The following is a 17,963-nucleotide window of genomic DNA, read 5'->3' on the forward strand; positions in this document are numbered from 1 at the left end:
CCCGGACCGTCGATGCTAATAGTAAAGATTGTGAACAGAAGATGTTAGAGTCACTCCCGTCGATGCATAGTCCGATCATCGGCCCATGGCATCCAGAAAGGAGTGATCGCATGCTGAGACTGCGCGCCCTGGTCACACTCGCGGCGTTGGTCGTCGCCGGTGGACTGGTGGCGATCATCCCGTCGACCCCGGCGTCCGCGGCGGCCTGCGCGGCATCGTGGCAGGCCTCGACCGTCTACTGGGGCGGCGACCAGGCCTCCCGCAACGGCCGCAACTACCAGGCGAAGTGGTGGACCCAGAACGAGGCGCCGCCGGGGACCACCGGCGTCTGGCAGGACCTCGGTGCCTGCGACGGCGGTACCACGCCGCCGCCGGGAGGCGGTTGCAACCACCCGAACTGGACCGCCGGCACCTGGTACCCCGCCGGGAGCATCGTCCGGTACACCAACGGCCTGTACTACATCGCCGAGCACGAGAACCCGGGGTACGACCCGATCGTCAGCACCTGGTACTGGGAGCCGTACACCTGCGGCGGCCAACCGCCCACCACCCCGCCCCCGACCAACCCCGGTGGCTTCGTGGTGACCGAGGCGCAGTTCAACCAGATGTTCCCGGGGCGCAACTCCTTCTACACGTACTCCGGGCTCGTCGCCGCGCTCAGCGCGTACTCGGCGTTCGCGCGGACCGGCAGCGCCACCGTCCAGCGCCAGGAAGCCGCCGCCTTCCTGGCGAACGTGTACCACGAGACCGGCGGACTCGTGCACATCGTGGAGCAGAACCAGGCGAACTACCCGCACTACTGCGACGCCGGTCAGCCGTACGGCTGTCCCGCCGGTCAGGCCGCCTACTACGGGCGCGGGCCGATCCAGCTGAGTTGGAACTTCAACTACAACGCCGCCGGCAACGCCCTCGGGCTACCCCTGCTGACCAACCCCTGGCTGGTGCAGAACGACGCCGCGGTGGCCTGGAAGACCGGCATCTGGTACTGGATGACCCAGAACGGGCCGGGCACCATGACCCCGCACAACGCGATGGTCAACGGCGCCGGGTTCGGCGAGACCATCCGCAGCATCAACGGCTCGATCGAGTGCAACGGCGGGAACCCGCCCCAGGTGCAGAGCCGCGTCACCAGGTACCAGCAGTTCGTCGGCATTCTCGGCGTACCCGCCGGGAACAACCTGTACTGCTGATCCGGGTACGGGCCTCGTCGCCCCCACTCGATGAGGCCCGTACACCGCTCTTCCGTGTGCCGAAGACGACTAGCCGATGGCGCCGTTGAACACCGGCGGCGCGTACGTGGCCGGCTTGTCGCCGATGCCCAGGCCGGGGCTGACGATCCAGGACTGGTACCGCGGGGTGAACATCGAGTAGAGCGACGGCACCTGTGGTGTGCTGGCCTCGTCGAGCCGGCGGCGGGCGTCCTCGGGGATCTCGAAGTCGAGCGCGGCGAGGTTGGTGTCCAGTTGCTCCGGGGTGCTCGCGCCGATGACCACCGACGACACGCCCGGCTGGGTGACCACCCAGTTGATCGCCACCTGTGCCATCGGGCGGCCCAGTTGCGCCGCCACGGTTTCGAGGCCCTCGATGACGCGCCAGTCGTGCTCGGAGATGGCCACGGGGGAGTCCGGGTTACCGAGCCGGCCTGCACCGGTCACGCCCGTGGTGGTCCGCCGGTACTTGCCGGTGAGCAGGCCACCGCCGATCGGGCTCCACGCGGTGAGCCCCATGCCGAGGGTCTGCGCCATCGGTACGAACTCCGGCTCGATCCCCCGTGCGTTCAGCGAGTACGGCAACTGCACCGTGATCATCGGGGCGAGCCCGTGCGCCTCGGCGTAGCTCTGCGCGCGGGCGGCGTACCAGGCCGGTACGTCCGACAGGCCGGCGTAGCGGATCTTGCCGGTCCGGACCAGGTCGTCGAGGGTGCGGACGACCTCCTCGACGGGGGTGATCCGGTCCCAGGTGTGCAGCAGGTAGAGGTCGAGGTAGTCGGTGCCGAGCCGGCGCAGCGAGGCCTCCACCGCCCGGACGATGTGTTTGCGGCCGTTGCCGCTGGCGTTCGGGTCGGTCGGGTCGACGGTGTTGGTGAACTTGCTGGTCAGCACCAGTCGATCCCGGTTGCCCGCCTTGGCGATCAGACTGCCGAGAATGCGCTCGCTCTCTCCGGCGGTGTAGAAGTCCGCGGTGTCGATGAAGTTGCCGCCCGTCTCCACGTACCGCCGGAAGATGGGTTCCGCCTCCGCCTCGGTCTTGCCGTAGGCGGCGTGGAAACCACCGGTGCCGAAGTTCATCGTGCCCAGCGCCAGCCGGCTCACCCGCAGCCCGGAGCGGCCGAGCAGGTAGTAGTGGTTCATCGCTTGATCCCCCATCTCGCCCATCCGGCGAACCCGTGACCGGCCCGGATCGGACCGCCTGGTCCTCACCATGGCTCGGAAAAAATGGACCTGCAAGTCCAAAAATGCCGGTGTCGCCCCGACGACCGCGACCGCCGGTCAGCCGATGGGGGACAACTCGGTCGGTAGCCAGGACGCCTCGGTGAAGGCGGCCGACGCCGCGCGCTCGTAGACGGCGGCGGCGAGCCAGGCCTCGGCGAACGCGGACCCGTCGTCGGCCGTGATGCGCCCGAACACGTCCCGGTCGCGGAACCCGGCCGCGCCGCGCAGTTCGGCGAGCAGGACCGCCCCGGTGTCGAGCCGGGCCCCGCGCAGGCGCCGTCCGTCTTCAGCGGCCAGAGCCTGCACCGCGCGACCGCCGTCGACGACGCGTTCCACCTGCCGGCGGAGCAGGTGCAGCGCCGGGTCCCCGGTCACGCCGCCCGGCCCGGCGGCCACACCCGGGACGGTCGGGTCGACACGGACCTGGCTGCGGTGCAGCCGGTCGAAGCCGAGATCGGCCCGGCCGGACCAGCGGGCCGGCAGGACCAGACCGGCGTCCGGGACGGCCGGGGCGACCGCGAGCGCCTGCACGGTGGTGCGGTGGTGCGGATCGAGCCGGCCGATCACCCGCAGGTCCGCCCCGACGGCACCGGCGAGGACCCGCAGGTTGTCCCGGTACGGCAGCGTCTCGTGGTCCGACGCGATGCCGAGCGCGATCGGCAGCCCGTCCGGGGTGACGCCGAGGACAGCGTCACCGGCGACGCCGACCACCTCGACCCGCAGGAACAGCAGGTCCCCACCGGCGGGCCGGTCCCGTACCGGCACGGCCGAGGCAGCGAAGGCCCGGTGGACCTGGTCGGCGTAGGGCTCCCGCCACAGCCGGTCGACGGGCTCCTCGGCCCAGCCGGCACCATTCGCCCGGACCGCCCGGACCGCCCGGACCGCCCGGACCGCCTTGCCGGCACCGAGCTGGCCGTTCTCCGAGGAGGTGGCGCCGGAGACCACGATGCCGGCGCGGGCCAGCTCACGGTGGCTCAGCACCACCTCGCCGATCGTGACGATCCCGTCGCCGGCGGTTGAGGCGCGCCCGGCGCCACCGGGCATCAGGTCGGCGATCGTCCACATCCGACCGTCACGGTCGACGAGGTACGTGACAACGCCGCCGTACCCCGAATCCGCCACCACGGGGACCGTGCACACCCCGTACAGTCGCAGGCCCCCCGCGGTCTCGTAGCTGCGGCGACCCGACCCGAGCAGGCCGGCCGTCGGGTCGGGCAGCCGCAGCCGGCGGGCGAGGTCGAGCAGTTCCCGCAGGTCGTCGGTGAGATCCGCCAACCGGTACTGCGGCTGGCTCTCCGCGGCGGCCTGGAGGCGGTTGGCGCACTGCCGGGCAACGGCGGCGGCCCGGTGCAGCCCGTGGATCCGCGCCTGGTGGGCGGCCCGGACGAGGGCGGCCCGGACCACGACCCCGCTGCCGGAGCGCCCGGCGCAGAGCACCGCGACGGCGGACCGCCACAGGTCGTCGGCGGCGGCGACCTGCCGTTCGGAGAGCGACACACCCCGGCCGGCGCCGACCGGGTCCACGACGGCGGCCTGCCGGGACCCCACGGTCTCCCCGGGGCCTTCGCCGTGGCCCGCCCGCCCGTCGGTGTCGCCCGGCCCGGACGGGTCCCCGGTGTCTGCGGGACCCGGGTCCTCCTGCACCGGACACCGGGCCAACACCGCCGCCCGGTGCAGGCAGTTCGGCGCCAGCAGGCAGCCGCAGGTCACGTCGGCACCGGACCGCACCACGCCGCCGGTCACCGCCAGGACAACCTCGGTCTCCTCGTCGACGCGGACCCGCACCCGGTCCCCGTCGAGGGTGGCGGGCCAGCCGGCGGCGCGGACGACCATGTCGTCCACCTTCCTGCGCAGCCGGGCAGGCAGCGCGTCGACCGCCTCGACGAGCAGCATCGGGGCGAGCTTCGGCAGCGGTGTGCTCATCGGACCTGTTCCCCCACCCATCGGGCCAGTTCGAGCGGGCTCAACGCCGCGACCGGCATGCCGGCGGCGACGAGCTGGCCGGCGACCGACACCGAGTAGCGTGGCCGCCCGGCGTCGTCCAGGCTCGCGCAGCCGAGCACCCGGCAGCCGGACTCCACCAACGCGCGGGTCTCGCCGAGCAGACCGCCGATCGGGTACCCCTCCTCGAAGTCGCTGATCAGGACGACCATGGTGCGCGAGGGCACCGTGACGAGCGACCGGGCGTACCGCAGGCCGGCCGCGATGTGCGTACCCCCGCCGACCCGTACCTCCAGGAGCAGGCCGAGCGGATCGGACACCCGGTCGGTGAAGTCGACAACCTCGGTCGAGAACGCCACGAAGTGTGTGGTCAGGGCCGGCACACCGGCGAGGACCGAGGCGGTCAGCGCCGACCAGATGGTCGACGCCTCCATCGACCCGGAGACGTCGACGACCAGCACGATCCGCCAGTCGACACCGCGTCGGGCCCTGGTGTGGAAGACCGGGTTCTGCGGGATGAGCAGAACGCCGCCGTCGGGGCGCCGCCGGGAGTGGACCAGGTTCGCCCGTACCGTCCGGGACAGGTCGAGCGGGCCGCCGGGGCGGTAGCTGGGCCGTGGTGTGGCGAGTCCGGTCAGGGCCGGCCGCAGTCGGATGGCGAGTTCCCTGGTGAGCTGCTCGATGATCCGGGCGACCAGGGGGCGGAGCCGGGCCAGGGCCGCCTCGGACAGCCCGCCGGACAACGACAGGACCGTCTGGAGCAGTTCGACCGACGGGGGAACGTTCGCCGGGTCGAGTTCGAGGGCGGCGTCCGCCCGGCCGGTCGCGGCCGCCTTCGCCAGGACCTCCTCCCGTACGCCCGGGCCGAAGAGCGCCGCCAGCTCGTCCGACCATTCGCGTACGCCGGGAAAAGGTGCCTCCCGGCCCGCCCGCGCGGAGGCGTCGGCGCGTGATCCCTCGCCCTTCCCGGCGCCGTAGAGCTCGTCGAGCGCGGTCGCGTACCGCTGGGTCCTGCCCCGGACCCCGGCAGTACGCCCGAGCACCAGCCGCCACCGGTCGGCGGCCGCCAGCTCGTGTTCCGACCCGGCGTTGTCGACCGTGCCGGCGGTGGGGTCGGACCCGGGCCGGGTACCCGCGACCGGAACGGCCGGGCGGTCGCCGCCTTCCTCCCGGCGCTTTGCTTCCCGGTCCTTTCCGCCCGCTTTCTCCCGGCCCGAGGTCGGGAGCAGGGCGTGGGCGGCCAGCGCCCGGCGGCCGGCCCGGTCCGCGAGCAGGCGCAGGGCGAGCAACCGCGGATCCTCGACGGTGCCGATCCCGTCGCCGCCGTCGCCGTCGAGCCGTTCGTCGATCACTTCCAGGATCCGGTCCCGGGCAGCGGGGCTGAGCACGTCGAAGCCGCCGCGCAGGGCCGGCAGCCGCGCCAGGAACGCGTCGTCCGGTAGGGCCTCCACCCGGTCGAGCAGGCCGCCGAGCAGGCCGTCGGCGGCACGCAGCAGCGGTTCCGCGACGGCGAGCACGCCGGCGAGCCGGCCCTGGAGCGCGGCACGGGTGGCAGGTGTGGTGGCACCGTCGATCCAGGACGCCAGGCGGTCACCGAGTTCACCGGGCGGGCGGAGCGCGAGCAGGACCCGTACCGCGGTCGCCGCGGCGGCCATCATCGCCGTGCCGTCCGCGGCGAGCCGGGCGAGCGCGTCGGCGAGCCGCAGACCGCCGTCGGCCTCGGCACGCCGGGCGAGGGCGGCGAGCGCCCGCGCGTCGTCGACGTCCTCGGAACCGGCGAGTCCGTCGACCTGACGTACGGCCGCGTCGGACACCGAGCGCGCGATGGCCGCCAGGTCACCGAGGTCACCGTCGGGCGCGGCAAGGCCCGGTACGTGTCCGAGGCGCAGCCGGTCCAGCAGGTCCAGCGCAGCCAGCCCCTCGGTGAGGCTGGCGGTCGCCGGCACGATCTCGGCCAGCCGGGCGAGTCGCTCGCGGGCCAGCGGTGCGAGCCCGCACTCGGCGGCGGCGAGCAACCCGTGGATCGCCTGGGCGGCGGTGGTCCCGCCCTCGGTCTCCTCACGAAGCGCGATGCCGCGCAGCACCCCCTCGGCCGCCTGCGCGAGGGTCACCCCTCGGATACCGACGACGTCGAGCATCGCGTCGGTCTCCGGTCCCCACTTCAGGCTCCACCGGGTGCCGAGTGCGTCGGAACCACCGAGCCCGTCGACCACTATCGGTTCCGCGTACGACACCCGACAGGTGACCAGTCGGCGCAGGGCGACCTCCCGGCGACGGTCCAGGTCGGAGCGGAGCGGGTCGAGGCGTACCTCCTTCGGCGGGTCGCCGGGACCGGGCAGCCGCAGCGCGGCGATCTCGTCCCGGACCGCGGGACCCAGGCCGGACCGGGGGGTTCCGGGGGCGAGCGCACCGCGCCGCGTCCCGACCAGGACGCGTTCCATGGCCGAGGCGACGATCCGGCCACGGCCGAGGACCTCACCGTGGGCGAAGACGCTCTGGATCGCCTCGACCAGTTCCCCGCGAGCGGGTGCGGGCAGTGCCCGCAACCGGGCGAGGTCCCCGGCGAACCGGGCCGCCTCCCGTGCCTCGGCGGGCCCGAGGGGATGGCCGGCGGACCGGACCTCCGCGCAGACCCGTACCAGCGCCTCGACCGCGGCGGTCTCCACCGCGGCCGGGTCACCGGCCGAGTCGAGGACGGCCTGCTGCCACTGCGGGTCCCGGATCCCCGCCGGATAGCCGGACCGCTCGTCGAGCAACGCGAACGTGTACGGCACCAGTGAGGTCGCCACCTCCGCACCCCCGGTGACGTCGGCCGGCGTGCTCTCGCCGGGGCGTGGTGCCAGCGCCGAGGCGTGGTAGGAACCGACCAGCGCGGCGGCACGCCGTCCGTTCACCTCGGCCACACGGCGGCGCATCCACGCCTCCCGGCGCAGGTCGAGCGGATCGACCCGGCCGGCTTCCTCGGCGTCGCGGCGCAACGCCCAGCCGACCATCAGCGCCGCCCGGCGTACGGCCTCCGGGTCGGCCCCCGGCGAGCGGGCCTCGACGACACGGTCCCACGTGTCCTCGCCGGGCCGCCCGGTCGACGAGGCGCGCAGGGCACCGGCGCGGGGCGAGGAGAAGGAACCACCGGAGTGGACCCGGTCCTGCCAGGCCGGGTCGGCCAGTGGCAGGTCGCACGGCACCACCGGGACATTGTGGCGATGGGCCCAGCGGATCGCGACCAGCTCCGGGGAGAAGTCGGCGAACGGGTAGAACGCCGGACCCGATCGTTCGCCGACCACCCCGGCGAGGGCGACCGGTGTGACGACGGCGGGGTCGGCGAGCCAGGGGAGCCACCCGCCGAGTTCCGGCGGCAGTTCCAGGAGCAGTACCTCGGGGCGGTGGGCGTCGAGCAGGGCCGGCAGGGCGACCGACAGGGCCGGGGAGTGGTGCCGTACCCCGATCAGGTACGGCTCCGTCCGGCCCGCCAGCTCCTCGACGACCAGGGTGGGGTCAGTCGGTGAGGGCATCGCGCATTTCCCAGAGCTGCCGCCACAGGCGGGCGCCGTCCTCGGCCCGGCGGCGGACCGCGCCGTCCCAGTAGCCCAGGAGCTTGGCGCCGTCGGCCGGGTCGTCCTTGCGGACCACCCCCAGGAGGTGACCGGGGACCAGGGAGAGGACGTCCCGGTCACCGGGGAAGTAGGTCGCCGCGAGGCCGAGGGAGACCGCGACGGCGACCGCCTCTGCGGTGCTCATCACCGTCGACGGGCGGTCGACGTCCCACCCTTCCACCGACCGGCCGGCCCGCAGGTCGCGGAAGGCGGTGACGAGCACCTCCAGGACGGCGTCGTCGACGGCGAAGGTGGACGACGACCGGGCCAGGGCGGACGTCGCCTGTCGCCGTACGAGCGCGATCTCCGCGGCGAGGTCGGGGATGGGGCCGACGGTCTCGAAGTTGAACCGGCGCTTGAGGGCGGCCGACATCTCCGACACCCCCCGGTCGCGCAGGTTCGCGGTGGCGATCAGGGCGAACCCCGGTACGGCGTGCACGGTCGCGTCCGTCGTACCGGACAGTTCCGGTACGGCGATGCTCCGGTCGGACAGGATCGACACCAGTGCGTCCTGAACCTCCGGCAGGCACCGGGTGATCTCCTCGACCCGGGCCACCTCGCCGTTCCGCATCGCGGCGAGGATCGGTGACGGGACGAGGGCCTCCGGACTGGGTCCGTGGGCCAGCAGCAGGGCGTAGTTCCACCCGTACCGGAGCTGGTCCTCGGTGGTGCCCGCGGTGCCCTGCACGACGAGCCGGCTGGTGCCGCAGACGGCCGCCGACAGCAGCTCGGAGAGCATCGACTTGGCCGTGCCCGGTTCACCGACGAGCAGCAGGCCGCGTTCCCCGGCGAGGGTGACCACGCAGCGTTCGACCACGGCACGGTCACCGACGAACTTCTGCCCGATGACGAGTCGGGACGGCAGACCCTTGCGACGGGCCTTCGTGGGGAGTTCGACGGCGGTCCCGCCGCTGCCGACGATGAACGTGACGACGGCCCGTGGGGTGAGCTGCCAGCCGGGTGGCCGGGGACCCTCGTCGTACGCGGCGAGGAACGCCAGCTCGTCGGCGTACGCGAACTCCGCGGGGTCGACCTGACGCCCCCGGGGCCGATCGGTGAGCGTGTCGGTCATCGACGCTTCTGCCTTTCCGTGACCAGTTCGTCGAACTTCGGTACGTCGCCCGCACACACCCGCGCCCACGCCTGCTCGAACGACCGGGGCACGGAGGTACGCGGGACGATGACGTCGATGGTGGGGTTGCCCTGCTCGTCCATGGTCAACAGTGGTGCCTTCCAGGTCTCCACCGGCAGGTGCGGTGCCTTGAGGGCGAGCCAGCCGCACGGCAGGAAGAGACTCCGACCGGCCCGGGAACGCTTTGCCTCGACCACCAGGGTGCCGGCGGCGACCAGCTCCAGCCGGGCCTTCTTGAGCCGGGCCGGTTTCCACCCCGTCCACGCCGCGACGTTGCGGTCGGTCGGGTCCGGCAGGGCGAGCAACTGGAGGTAGAGCGCGGCGGCGTCCGGCCCGATGCCGAGCCGCTCGGCCGCCTCGGCCACCAGGTGCGGCACCGACCGGGTCGGATCCTGCTGCGGGTGGTCGCCGCTGCCCGGTACGACGAGTCGCGCCAGACTGCCGTCGAGCACCACCCCCAGCGCGCTGGCCGCGTGCTCGTTGTAGTTGTCGCCCCGCGCTCGCAGCAGTGAGAGGACCGGATCGTCGGGCCCGGACAGCAGACCGGGGTGCAGGTTGACCGGCCGGTGATTGTGTTCCGCCCGGTACGTCAGCGGGCCATGCCGGATGAGGTCCCCGTCGGCCTTCGGTGTCAGCCCGATCTCGGTGGTGAGATCCTCGATCGCCTCCCGGTCGAGCTGCGCCAACGGCAGTGCGAAGGCGGGGTCGGCGATCCGGGTCCTCAGCCTGTCGACGATCCCCGGCAGGTTCGCCCGGATCGGTTCGCCGGGTGGCAGGTGGTAGACCAGCCACGGGAGCGTCCGAGCCAGGGCGACGAGCGCGTGCTGGTCCCCGACCCCGCCGTCGGGTCCGGCAAGCCACTGGCAGGTGTCCGGGGTGGCGAGCCCGTGCAGCAGCTCGGAGGTACCGATCCGGTGCTGGGCGGGGTACTGGTCGACCATGACGATGAGGTCGTCCGGCACCGGTCGACGCACGCCCCGGCGGTCGGCCCAGGCGATGACCTCGTCCAGCACCGGCCCGGTGTCCCACAGGGCGGTCGGGTCGGCCGGGACCAGCGACTCCACGAGGGAGCGGCTGAACGATTCCCCGCGCCAGTACCAGGTGCGTCCGGCGATCGCGATCGCCGGGCCGGTGGCGCCCAGGTCGGGCGGGCTCCAGCCGGCACGTTCCCCGTCGAGGTGGAGGCCGGCGAGGAGCAGGGTCGCCTCGGCGTGGCTGATCCCGGCGGTCCGGGAGAGGGACTCGGCCAGGTCGGGCCGCAGCGGCGGTGCCCCCCGCTCGCGGGCCGTCGCCACGAAGGTGGTGAGGACCGAGGCGTCCCAGGTGCCGTCGACCAGGATCTTCTCGCTGACGTGCTGGCAGCCGGGCAGGGCACCGAAGGTGCCGTCCGCGGAGTAGTCCAGGCCCTCCACCCTGGTCCGCTTGCCCTGTCCGTCGTTGACCTCCTTGACGCTGAGCACCAGCACCCGGCATTCGCCGATGGAGACGACCGTGTCCTTCTCCGGCGGTGGCTCCAGCTCGACGTTCATCGACAGCTGGCGCAGCCGGGCACCGGCGCGGAACAGTCCGGAGTCGGCGAAGACCGTCAGCAGCGCCAGGAGCGCCTCCCGGCGGTCGGGGTCGACCGACGGCGACACCGCCCGGTACATGATCGCGCGTACCAGGGCGAGGACCGAGAACCAGTTGCGGTCACCCTCGGGTCGCAGGACCGTCCCCTCGGGAGGCTCGCTCGCGGTGAGCGCGGCCCCGGCGGCGGCCACCATCCGGACCGCGCCGGTGCCACTGCCGTACAGGTAGCGGACCAGTCCGGTGAGCGCTGCGAGGAGGTCATGGTCCCGGACCAGGCCGGCGTCGGAGTCGACCGGCGCGGCGGCCGCCGCGGACAGCGTGCCGCTGAGGACCTCGGCCGTCCCCCGGAGCCGGGCAACCCGCTCGGCGGCGTACCGGACCACCCCGGCCACCCCCTTGACCAATGCCTCGTTGGTCAGCTCCGGAACGGCCCGACGGACGAGCTCGACCACGTCGGCGAGTGGTACCTGTTTCTCGTCCACCGGCGGACGCAGGGTTGCGGCCTCGGCCAGCAGCGCGGAGACCACGCCGTCCGGGAGCCCGCGCAGCACCGCCGACCCGGCGAGGTCGCGCGGGCGCAGGTGGTGCCAGAAGTCCCCGGGCGGGATGACGGCGGTGCCGGCCGCGAAGTCCGTCGAGTGGCGGGCCGTGTGATAGACGCCGATCGCCCGGCCGTCGGCGGTGCACAGGCTGATCGGCTCGCCGCCCCAGCCCGAGGTGAGGCGCATGCCGTGTACGGCGTCGGAGCCGGGGAACCGGACCGCGTGGCTGCCGGCGCCTCCCAGCGCCTGGCGCGTGTCGGCGGTGTACCGGAACGTGCGCCCGTCGATGCCCTCGCCGACGTGGTCGTGGTCAGGGGTGACGCGCGTCCGCCAGCCGACGAGGCCGTCAGCGGCGCCGTAGGGGCTGGCCTGTGCGCCCTCCGGTGCCACCCGAAGCATGCTGTACGCCACCTCGATCGGCTCGCCGTCGACGGCCCCGGCCTGGAAGAACGCGGGCATCGAGACCCGGCCGGGCTCGCCGGTCCGCGGGTCGAACTCGCGCATGGTGCTGTCCTCGCGGGTGTGGACCCAGTACGCCGTGCCGTCGGTGACGACCGCGCCCCGGTTGTCCTCGCTCCGGTCACCCACGTGCAACGGGCGACCGCCGGAGGTGCGTCCACCAGCGGGCAGGGGCAGGGAGCGGCCCGGCTGGGTGAACGCGTCCTCGGGAAGCTCGGTGTGGACGTCGGCGGGGGTGCCGCTCCAGTACGCCGAGCGGTCCTTCCATGTTGTCCACGAGACGAGCAGTTGCCCGTCGACGAAGCGCAGGGTCGGGGGCCGGTAGCTTGGCTGGTTGGCCGGGATGAGCAGCCGGTGTTCCAGGAGCACACGGTCCGGTCCGACGACCCGGGCGATGTCGCCCCGGCGCAGAATCAGGACCGGCCACTGTTCGGTGAGGACGAGTTGCTCGTCCTTCATCGGAAGGTCGAGCAGTTCGATGGCGGCTCGCTCGAACGCTGGCCACTCGTACTCGTCGAGGAGGCCGGCGCGCAGCGTCGCGGCGAGCACCGGGGCGAGGTCGTGCGCGGCGAGGCGACGGACCGCGTCGGGGTTGGTCGCGAGGCCTTCCGGGGTGGCGACCTTGCGGACCCGGTCGAGCTGCCGGTCGAGCGTGGGGAGCCCCTGGGCGGCCACGGTGCCGGCGAGCTCGTCGAGCCACACGCCCACGGCCACCCGCAGCCCGGCGACGGCCACCACCTGCCGTACCCGGTCGGGGGTGGGAACGGCAGGCAGGTAGTTCTCGACGGCCCGGACCAGGGGTGTGAGGAAACGGGGATCGGCGGCGACCGCGGCCAGGTCGCGGTCCTCGAACGGCTCGTTGTGCGGGAACAGCCGGGAGACATAGAAGCAGAAGCTGTCCGGTTGGTCGGCGACCGGTACGCCGGCGGCGAGGCAGAGGTCGAGCAGTTCGAGGTCGCCGTTCCAGCCCTCGATCAGGTGTACCGGCACGCCGTCGGCGATGAGCCGGGGCGCCATCCGCTCCGCGAGGAGAAGGAGGCCGGTGATCCGCCCGGGTGACGACCCCTGCAGGTAGCGGCGGGCGAATCGGGAGAGCCAACCGGCCGGACCGTCCGGCGACTCGGCCCCGCCGGGTGTCTCGCCGATCCGAGCTGTCAGTCCGGCGGTCGCACCGGTCGTCTCCAGCAGATTCAGCCAGGGCACGCCCGGGACGTTGAACGGCATGAAGGAGAGCAGGTGGCCGCGGACCGCCGGGTCGTCCGCGGCGAGACCGGCGAGGGCGACGCCGTAGGCGGTCCAGAACGCCTCCGGCGCACGTTGCAGCGCCGGTGCGGTGAGGATGTCCGCCAGGACCTGCCGGTCGGCCGCGGCCGGGTCGAGCCCGGCAGCCTTCGCCAGGCGCCGTAGGTCGGTGGGCATGGCGGCGTACGGCGGCAGCCCGCCGAGGATCCGCTCGCTGCACAACCGGCGGAACCGGTCGAAGGCGGCGACGGGGTCGGCGCACCGGATCGCGAGGTCGCGGGAGTGCGCCGACAGCGCCTTCGCGCTCAACGCCCCGGCGAGCCCGAACTCGAGGAAGACCGCGTGCGTACGGTCCTCGTCGACGGTCAACGAGAAGGTCTTCTCCGCCTCGCGCGCCTTGCCGAACATCATCGCGGCGTAGAACGGGCTGTCCGCGGCCAGGAACGCGCGGCCGGCCTGCTCGTAGAACGTCGGGAGGAAATGCGGTACGGACCGGGCCAGTTGGTCACCCAGCGAGTCGAAGCCGTCCTTCGCCGGAGGGAGCCGGGACTTGGCGATCCGCGACAACCGTTCGATCTCCTTGACCAGGGCCAGAGCGTGGTGTCCGTTGGCCGGGTCGTGCACCAGTGCCCAGGCAGGGAAGCCGAGGGCGCGCTGGCGCAGCAGGCCGACCCCGGTGACCCGGTCGGGCCGGTCGAAGCCGAGGAACTCCATCGTCAGGTCCTCGGCGTCGGACAGGGTCGAGGAGACCAGCCGGACCACCGGCCGGTCGGGTAACGCCGGATGGCGGTAGGACCGCGCCCGCAACTCGTCGACCGTGTCGGCCTTGGCCACCACACTGCCGAGCGGCACGATCCCGCCCGCCTCCAGCAACACCTCGGTCGTCACGCTCACCGCTGCCCCTCCGACTTCTCCACGACCCGGCCGGCGTAGAGCGCGGCGGCCATCCGCATGCCTTCCGACCAGGCGACCGGGCCGACCATGGTGAGTGGCCGGGAGGCGCCGGAGCGATCGGTGAAGACCAGGTCCCCGGTCTCGGTCTCGTAGTCGGGGTCGTCGGAGCCCACCCACGAGCGGGCCTCGACATTCTCGCCGCCCTCGAAGATCCGGCATACGGCGAAACCGCCCCGGACCGGGTAGCCGAGCGAGCTGGCTCGGGCGGACAGGTGCCGCAGTTCGGTGTACCTGCCGCCGGCGAAGTCGTTGACGGAGGTGGCCCTGGGGTCGAGGGACGCCGGCCGTTGCCAGGTCTCGCGGAAGAGTTGGCCGACGGATTGCGTCACCTCGAGGTCGGCGGCGAACTCGCGCAGGTCGTCGAGGTCGGCCAGGAGTACGGGGTGCGGGATGATCACCCGGTCGGCGGGGATCCGTACGGTCTCGCCGTCGAGGTTGACCACGCCGATGCCCTTGTCGCTGACGTCGCGCAGCAGGCCCACCTCGTCGGGGTCCCAGCCGTCGTGCTCGTCGAGGCCGGCGACCACGAGATCGGTGAGCGCCGCGCGCCACGCCTCGTCGGCCCAGACCTCGGCCAGGATCGTCGCGGGCACCGGCAGGGAGCGGACCATCCAGCGTTCCACGTCCGCCCGGCAGTCACGCTCGTGCCGCTCCAGCCACTCGGCGAGCTGTTTGAGCCCGGTCACCACCGGGTCCTCCCGGACGGCTTTGGGTGGTGACCTGAGTTCCTTGCCCGCCGCGTTCCGGCAGACGATGTCCCCGGAACGCAGCGTGACCTCATAACCACCGGCAACAGCCATCCACGCCATCCGTCGCTCTCCCGTCCACGGCCGACCCCGTCGGATCGACGTCCTCCAGTCGAAGCGGCACACTAGCCGGGCGGCGCGACATTTTCGCCCGATCGGCACACTGTGGACGGTGCTCGGGCGGTTCCGGGTGCGGACGGCTGGTCCGGCGGATCCGGGCTGGGACCCGACGGCGGTCAGCGCTGGTGGCGGAGCCAGGACGTGATGCGCCCGATCAGGGCGACGTGTCCCGGGGAGTCGTACGACCCGGGGTCGTGACCGAGAGCGTTGTAGACCATCACCCGGCTGCGCCCCGCTCGTCGTGGACTTCGAAGTCGGCGAGAATTCGAGGATTGCGGAAATCTCGAAGTTACCGTTAACGTCATGTAATGAGAGCCCTGCACCATCCCGATCTCGCCTCGGTCGACCTGGCCACGCTGCTCGGCGCACTGGCCGACCCGGTGCGCCTGAGCGTCGTACGGCAGTTGGCGCGGTCCGGTGGGGTCGTCTGCGGGAAGTTCGAGGCGCTGTCCGAGGTGAGCATGTCGACGCTGTCGCACCACCTGAAGGTGCTGCGCGAGGCCGGTGTCCTGCGGGTCACGCCGAACGGGAGTTTCCGCCGCCACGAGCTGCGTGCCGACGAGATCGACGACCGGTTCCCCGGACTGCTTCCCGCGGTGGCCGCCAATCTCGGCATCGCGGAGCGGGCGGGAGCGGCGGCGTGACGAAACCCGAGCCGACCCCGCAGGACCGGCCGGGCACCCTCGGTCTCTCCGCCGACGAGGTCCTGACCACCACCCGCGCCGTACGCCGGCGCCTCGACCTGCGTCGCCCGGTGCCCCGGGACGTGATCGAGGACTGCCTGCGCATCGCCGTCCAGGCACCGAGCGGTCGGAACCGGCAGCGCTGGGACTTCGTCTTCGTCGAGGACCCGGACACCCGGGCGGCCGTGGCACAGCTGTGGCGACTGGGCCTGATGACCCCGCCGCCCGCATCCGGCGAGGCGGGACCGGCGTTCAGCCGGATGAGCTTCGCCTCGGCGCAGTGGGATCGCATCGCCGGCAGCCTGCACCATCTCGCGGAACACCTGCACGAGGTTCCGTTGCTGCTCATCCCGTGCCTGCGCGTCGAGTCCCGCGCCGAACTGGCCAGCGTTCGCGGTCAGGCCGGCGCGTGGGGTTCGGTGATACCGGCGTTCTGGAGCTTCATGCTGGCCGCCCGGGAACGCGGGCTCGGCACCGCCTGGACCACGAGTCATCTCAGCTACGAGCGGGAGATGGCCGACCTGCTCGGCATTCCCTACGACACCGTCGTGCAGGTGGCTCTCACCCCCGTGGCCTACACCCTCGGCACGGACTTCAAGCCCGGCCCCCGCTCCGACGCCGAGGCGTTCGCCCACTGGGACCGTTGGTAACCCGCCGCTGCCGCCTGCCCGGTGAGGCGCCCCTCACAGGGTCGCGCTGTCACCCGGCGCGAGGTTCACGAGCACGTCCGCCAGGCCCGCCTCCGCGAAGGCCCGCGTGACGTCGTCCGCGTTCTCGGTGTAGTGCCCCCACCCGTCCTGGTGTACCGGGACCACCGCGCGCACACCGAGCAGGGCGGCCGCTCGCGCCGCCAGTTCCGCCGTCAGCGTGAGGAATCCGTCGCCGCGTACGGCGATCCTGGCCGCGCCGAGGTCGAGGATCGCGATCTCCGTTGCCGGGAACCGCTCCGCGATGACGGCCACGACGTCCAGCGAGGCGTTGTCGCCGCTGACGTAGACCGTCGGCCAGCCGTCCGACTCCAGCACGAATCCGATCACGGGCCGTTGACCACACCGATCTCCGGCTTTCCGTGCAGCGCCGGCACCGCCGTGACGCGTACCTCTCCGACCTCGGTGTGTTCGAACGTGTTCGCTCCCTGGCTCCTGGCTCGTCCACGGCTACTGGCGGGCGCCAGCGGGGCGGCGCAGTTGCTCGCGCAGCGCCTGGTTCTCCGCACGAAGGCGGGTGAGCTCGTCGCCTACCGGGGCGAGCACGTCGGCCAGCTCGGCCTCGCTGTAGCGGGGCGTGATGTGTTGGGGGCAGTTCCAGTCGTAGCCCTGCACGTCGACCGTGATCAGTCGCTCGACCTTGCCGGACCGCCCGTACACGTCCAGCCGCTCCAGCAGGTCGGGGCGCACGTCGTCGCGTACGTCCACGACCCGGGCGGTGCCGATGATCTTCAGTCGGCGTTGGTGTGCGTAGTCCATCAGCAGCAGCGACACCTTCGGTGAGGCGCCGAGGTTGCCCACCGAGAGGTACTGCCGGTTGCCGCGCAGGTCCGCCCAGCCGAGTACGCCGTGCCCGTCGACGGGGTCGAGCACGTGCAGGAAACCGGGTGGGCCGCCCCGGTACTGCAGGTAGGGCCAGCCGTTCTCGCCGACCGTGCCGAGGTAGAAGCCGTCCCGTTCGGCGACGAAGGCGGCCGTGTCGGCGTCGAGCAGGGCGTCGGTATGCCAGCCGGCGGTCATGCGTTGGATGGCGCCCCGGCTGCCGTAGCGCTCGCGCGCGGCGGTCACCGATGCGGTCGACAGTTCTTCCAGGTAGCGGTGTGGCACGGCGTACCCCTCAGAGCCTGTTCCGGGGTCGCGGCGCGCCCCCGGTCGTGGATGGCCGGGTCCGGTCGAGGAACCCGTTCTAACCGGTGAAGGGAAGTTTGACGGTTAGAAGATACGCCGCAAATTCTTACCTGTCAAACGGCGAACGGGGGTAAGATTCGGGGCATGGTGCAGCGACCGTTGGTGGGCGAACCCCTCGCCCTGGACCTGGTGAACACGGAATGGGTCGACCACGGCCACGATGTCGACCTCTTCGCCGAGCCGGACGGGTTGCGGGCGTGGCTCACCGAACACGGACTTCCGGGCGACCCGGCCTCGGTCGAGGCGCCGCTGCGCCGGGCCCGCACGGCCCTGCGCGGCATCCTCGAACACCCCGGCGAGCAGGCCGAGCGCGAGATCAACGCCATCCTGGCGCACGGCGCCCTGCGCCACACCCTGCACCGGGCGCAGGTGCGGGAACACCACGACGTCGACAGCGAGTGGCTGCCCGCCTGGCGGGCCGTCAGCGACTACCTCGACCTGCTGCGCCGCCAACCCACCCGGATCCGACGCTGCGGGCACCCCGCCTGCGTCCTGTACTTCTACGACACCTCACGCAACGGCACCCGGCGCTGGTGCTCCATGGACGGCTGCGGCAGTCGTACCAAAGCCGCCCGGCACTACCAGCGGCACCGCACGGCGACCACGTAGTCGCCGACGAAGTTCCGCATTGCCGTCGACGTCGAGGTCCCCGGGG

At 72.7% G+C, this 17,963-nt stretch carries 11 protein-coding genes and 1 pseudogene; 4 read left to right on the forward strand and 8 right to left on the reverse strand.

The window, feature by feature from the left end; genetic code table 11:
• Window positions 1-110 precede the first annotated feature (110 nt).
• Complete coding sequence (locus ACWEFB_RS16975; protein WP_452286362.1) at window positions 111-1,190, forward strand: glycoside hydrolase family 19 protein; 1,080 nt, start codon at window positions 111-113, stop codon at window positions 1,188-1,190.
• A gap of 69 nt (window positions 1,191-1,259) precedes the next feature.
• On the opposite strand, the gene ACWEFB_RS16980 is transcribed toward ACWEFB_RS16975, so the two are convergent.
• From ACWEFB_RS16980 to ACWEFB_RS17005, 6 genes are all read right to left on the reverse strand, one after another.
• On the reverse strand, window positions 1,260-2,351 hold the full coding sequence (locus ACWEFB_RS16980) for an aldo/keto reductase (protein WP_452286364.1): 1,092 nt from the start codon (window positions 2,349-2,351) through the stop codon (window positions 1,260-1,262).
• A gap of 138 nt (window positions 2,352-2,489) precedes the next feature.
• Window positions 2,490-4,355: a hypothetical protein gene (locus tag ACWEFB_RS16985; RefSeq protein ID WP_452286366.1), complete on the reverse strand. Its 1,866-nt coding sequence runs from the start codon at window positions 4,353-4,355 to the stop codon at window positions 2,490-2,492.
• Complete coding sequence (locus ACWEFB_RS16990; protein ID WP_452286368.1) at window positions 4,352-7,885, reverse strand: DUF5682 family protein; 3,534 nt, start codon at window positions 7,883-7,885, stop codon at window positions 4,352-4,354. Before ACWEFB_RS16990 ends, ACWEFB_RS16985 begins: the two co-directional genes overlap by 4 nt.
• The gene (locus tag ACWEFB_RS16995) at window positions 7,869-9,038 is read right to left on the reverse strand and encodes an AAA family ATPase (RefSeq protein ID WP_452286370.1); all 1,170 of its coding nucleotides are present in this window, start codon (window positions 9,036-9,038) and stop codon (window positions 7,869-7,871) included. The genes ACWEFB_RS16990 and ACWEFB_RS16995 overlap by 17 nt, the downstream gene beginning before the upstream one ends.
• Window positions 9,035-13,804, reverse strand: a complete 4,770-nt coding sequence (locus ACWEFB_RS17000; RefSeq protein ID WP_452286372.1) for a hypothetical protein — start codon at window positions 13,802-13,804, stop codon at window positions 9,035-9,037. The genes ACWEFB_RS16995 and ACWEFB_RS17000 overlap by 4 nt, the downstream gene beginning before the upstream one ends.
• Window positions 13,801-14,664 (reverse strand): DUF4132 domain-containing protein, encoded by an 864-nt coding sequence (locus ACWEFB_RS17005; protein ID WP_452286374.1) that lies wholly within the window; start codon window positions 14,662-14,664, stop codon window positions 13,801-13,803. Before ACWEFB_RS17005 ends, ACWEFB_RS17000 begins: the two co-directional genes overlap by 4 nt.
• A 374-nt stretch (window positions 14,665-15,038) precedes the next feature.
• On the opposite strand from ACWEFB_RS17005, the gene ACWEFB_RS17010 reads away from it, so the two are divergent.
• Window positions 15,039-15,374, forward strand: a complete 336-nt coding sequence (locus ACWEFB_RS17010; RefSeq protein ID WP_452286376.1) for an ArsR/SmtB family transcription factor — start codon at window positions 15,039-15,041, stop codon at window positions 15,372-15,374.
• Window positions 15,371-16,063 (forward strand): nitroreductase family protein, encoded by a 693-nt coding sequence (locus ACWEFB_RS17015; RefSeq protein ID WP_452286378.1) that lies wholly within the window; start codon window positions 15,371-15,373, stop codon window positions 16,061-16,063. The genes ACWEFB_RS17010 and ACWEFB_RS17015 overlap by 4 nt, the downstream gene beginning before the upstream one ends.
• A gap of 33 nt (window positions 16,064-16,096) precedes the next feature.
• Here the strand turns inward: ACWEFB_RS17015 and ACWEFB_RS17020 are convergent.
• Together ACWEFB_RS17020 and ACWEFB_RS17025 are read right to left on the reverse strand one after the other, a co-directional pair.
• Window positions 16,097-16,453, reverse strand: a pseudogene (locus ACWEFB_RS17020) (MBL fold metallo-hydrolase); the annotation flags it as partial.
• A 117-nt stretch (window positions 16,454-16,570) separates the two neighbouring features.
• Window positions 16,571-17,227 (reverse strand): pyridoxamine 5'-phosphate oxidase family protein, encoded by a 657-nt coding sequence (locus ACWEFB_RS17025; RefSeq protein WP_452286380.1) that lies wholly within the window; start codon window positions 17,225-17,227, stop codon window positions 16,571-16,573.
• A 165-nt stretch (window positions 17,228-17,392) separates the two neighbouring features.
• On the opposite strand from ACWEFB_RS17025, the gene ACWEFB_RS17030 reads away from it, so the two are divergent.
• The gene (locus ACWEFB_RS17030; protein ID WP_452286382.1) at window positions 17,393-17,917 is read left to right on the forward strand and encodes a CGNR zinc finger domain-containing protein; all 525 of its coding nucleotides are present in this window, start codon (window positions 17,393-17,395) and stop codon (window positions 17,915-17,917) included.
• Window positions 17,918-17,963: the final 46 nt, after the last annotated feature.

It is taken from the genome of Micromonospora sp. NPDC004704, from assembly GCF_053601675.1.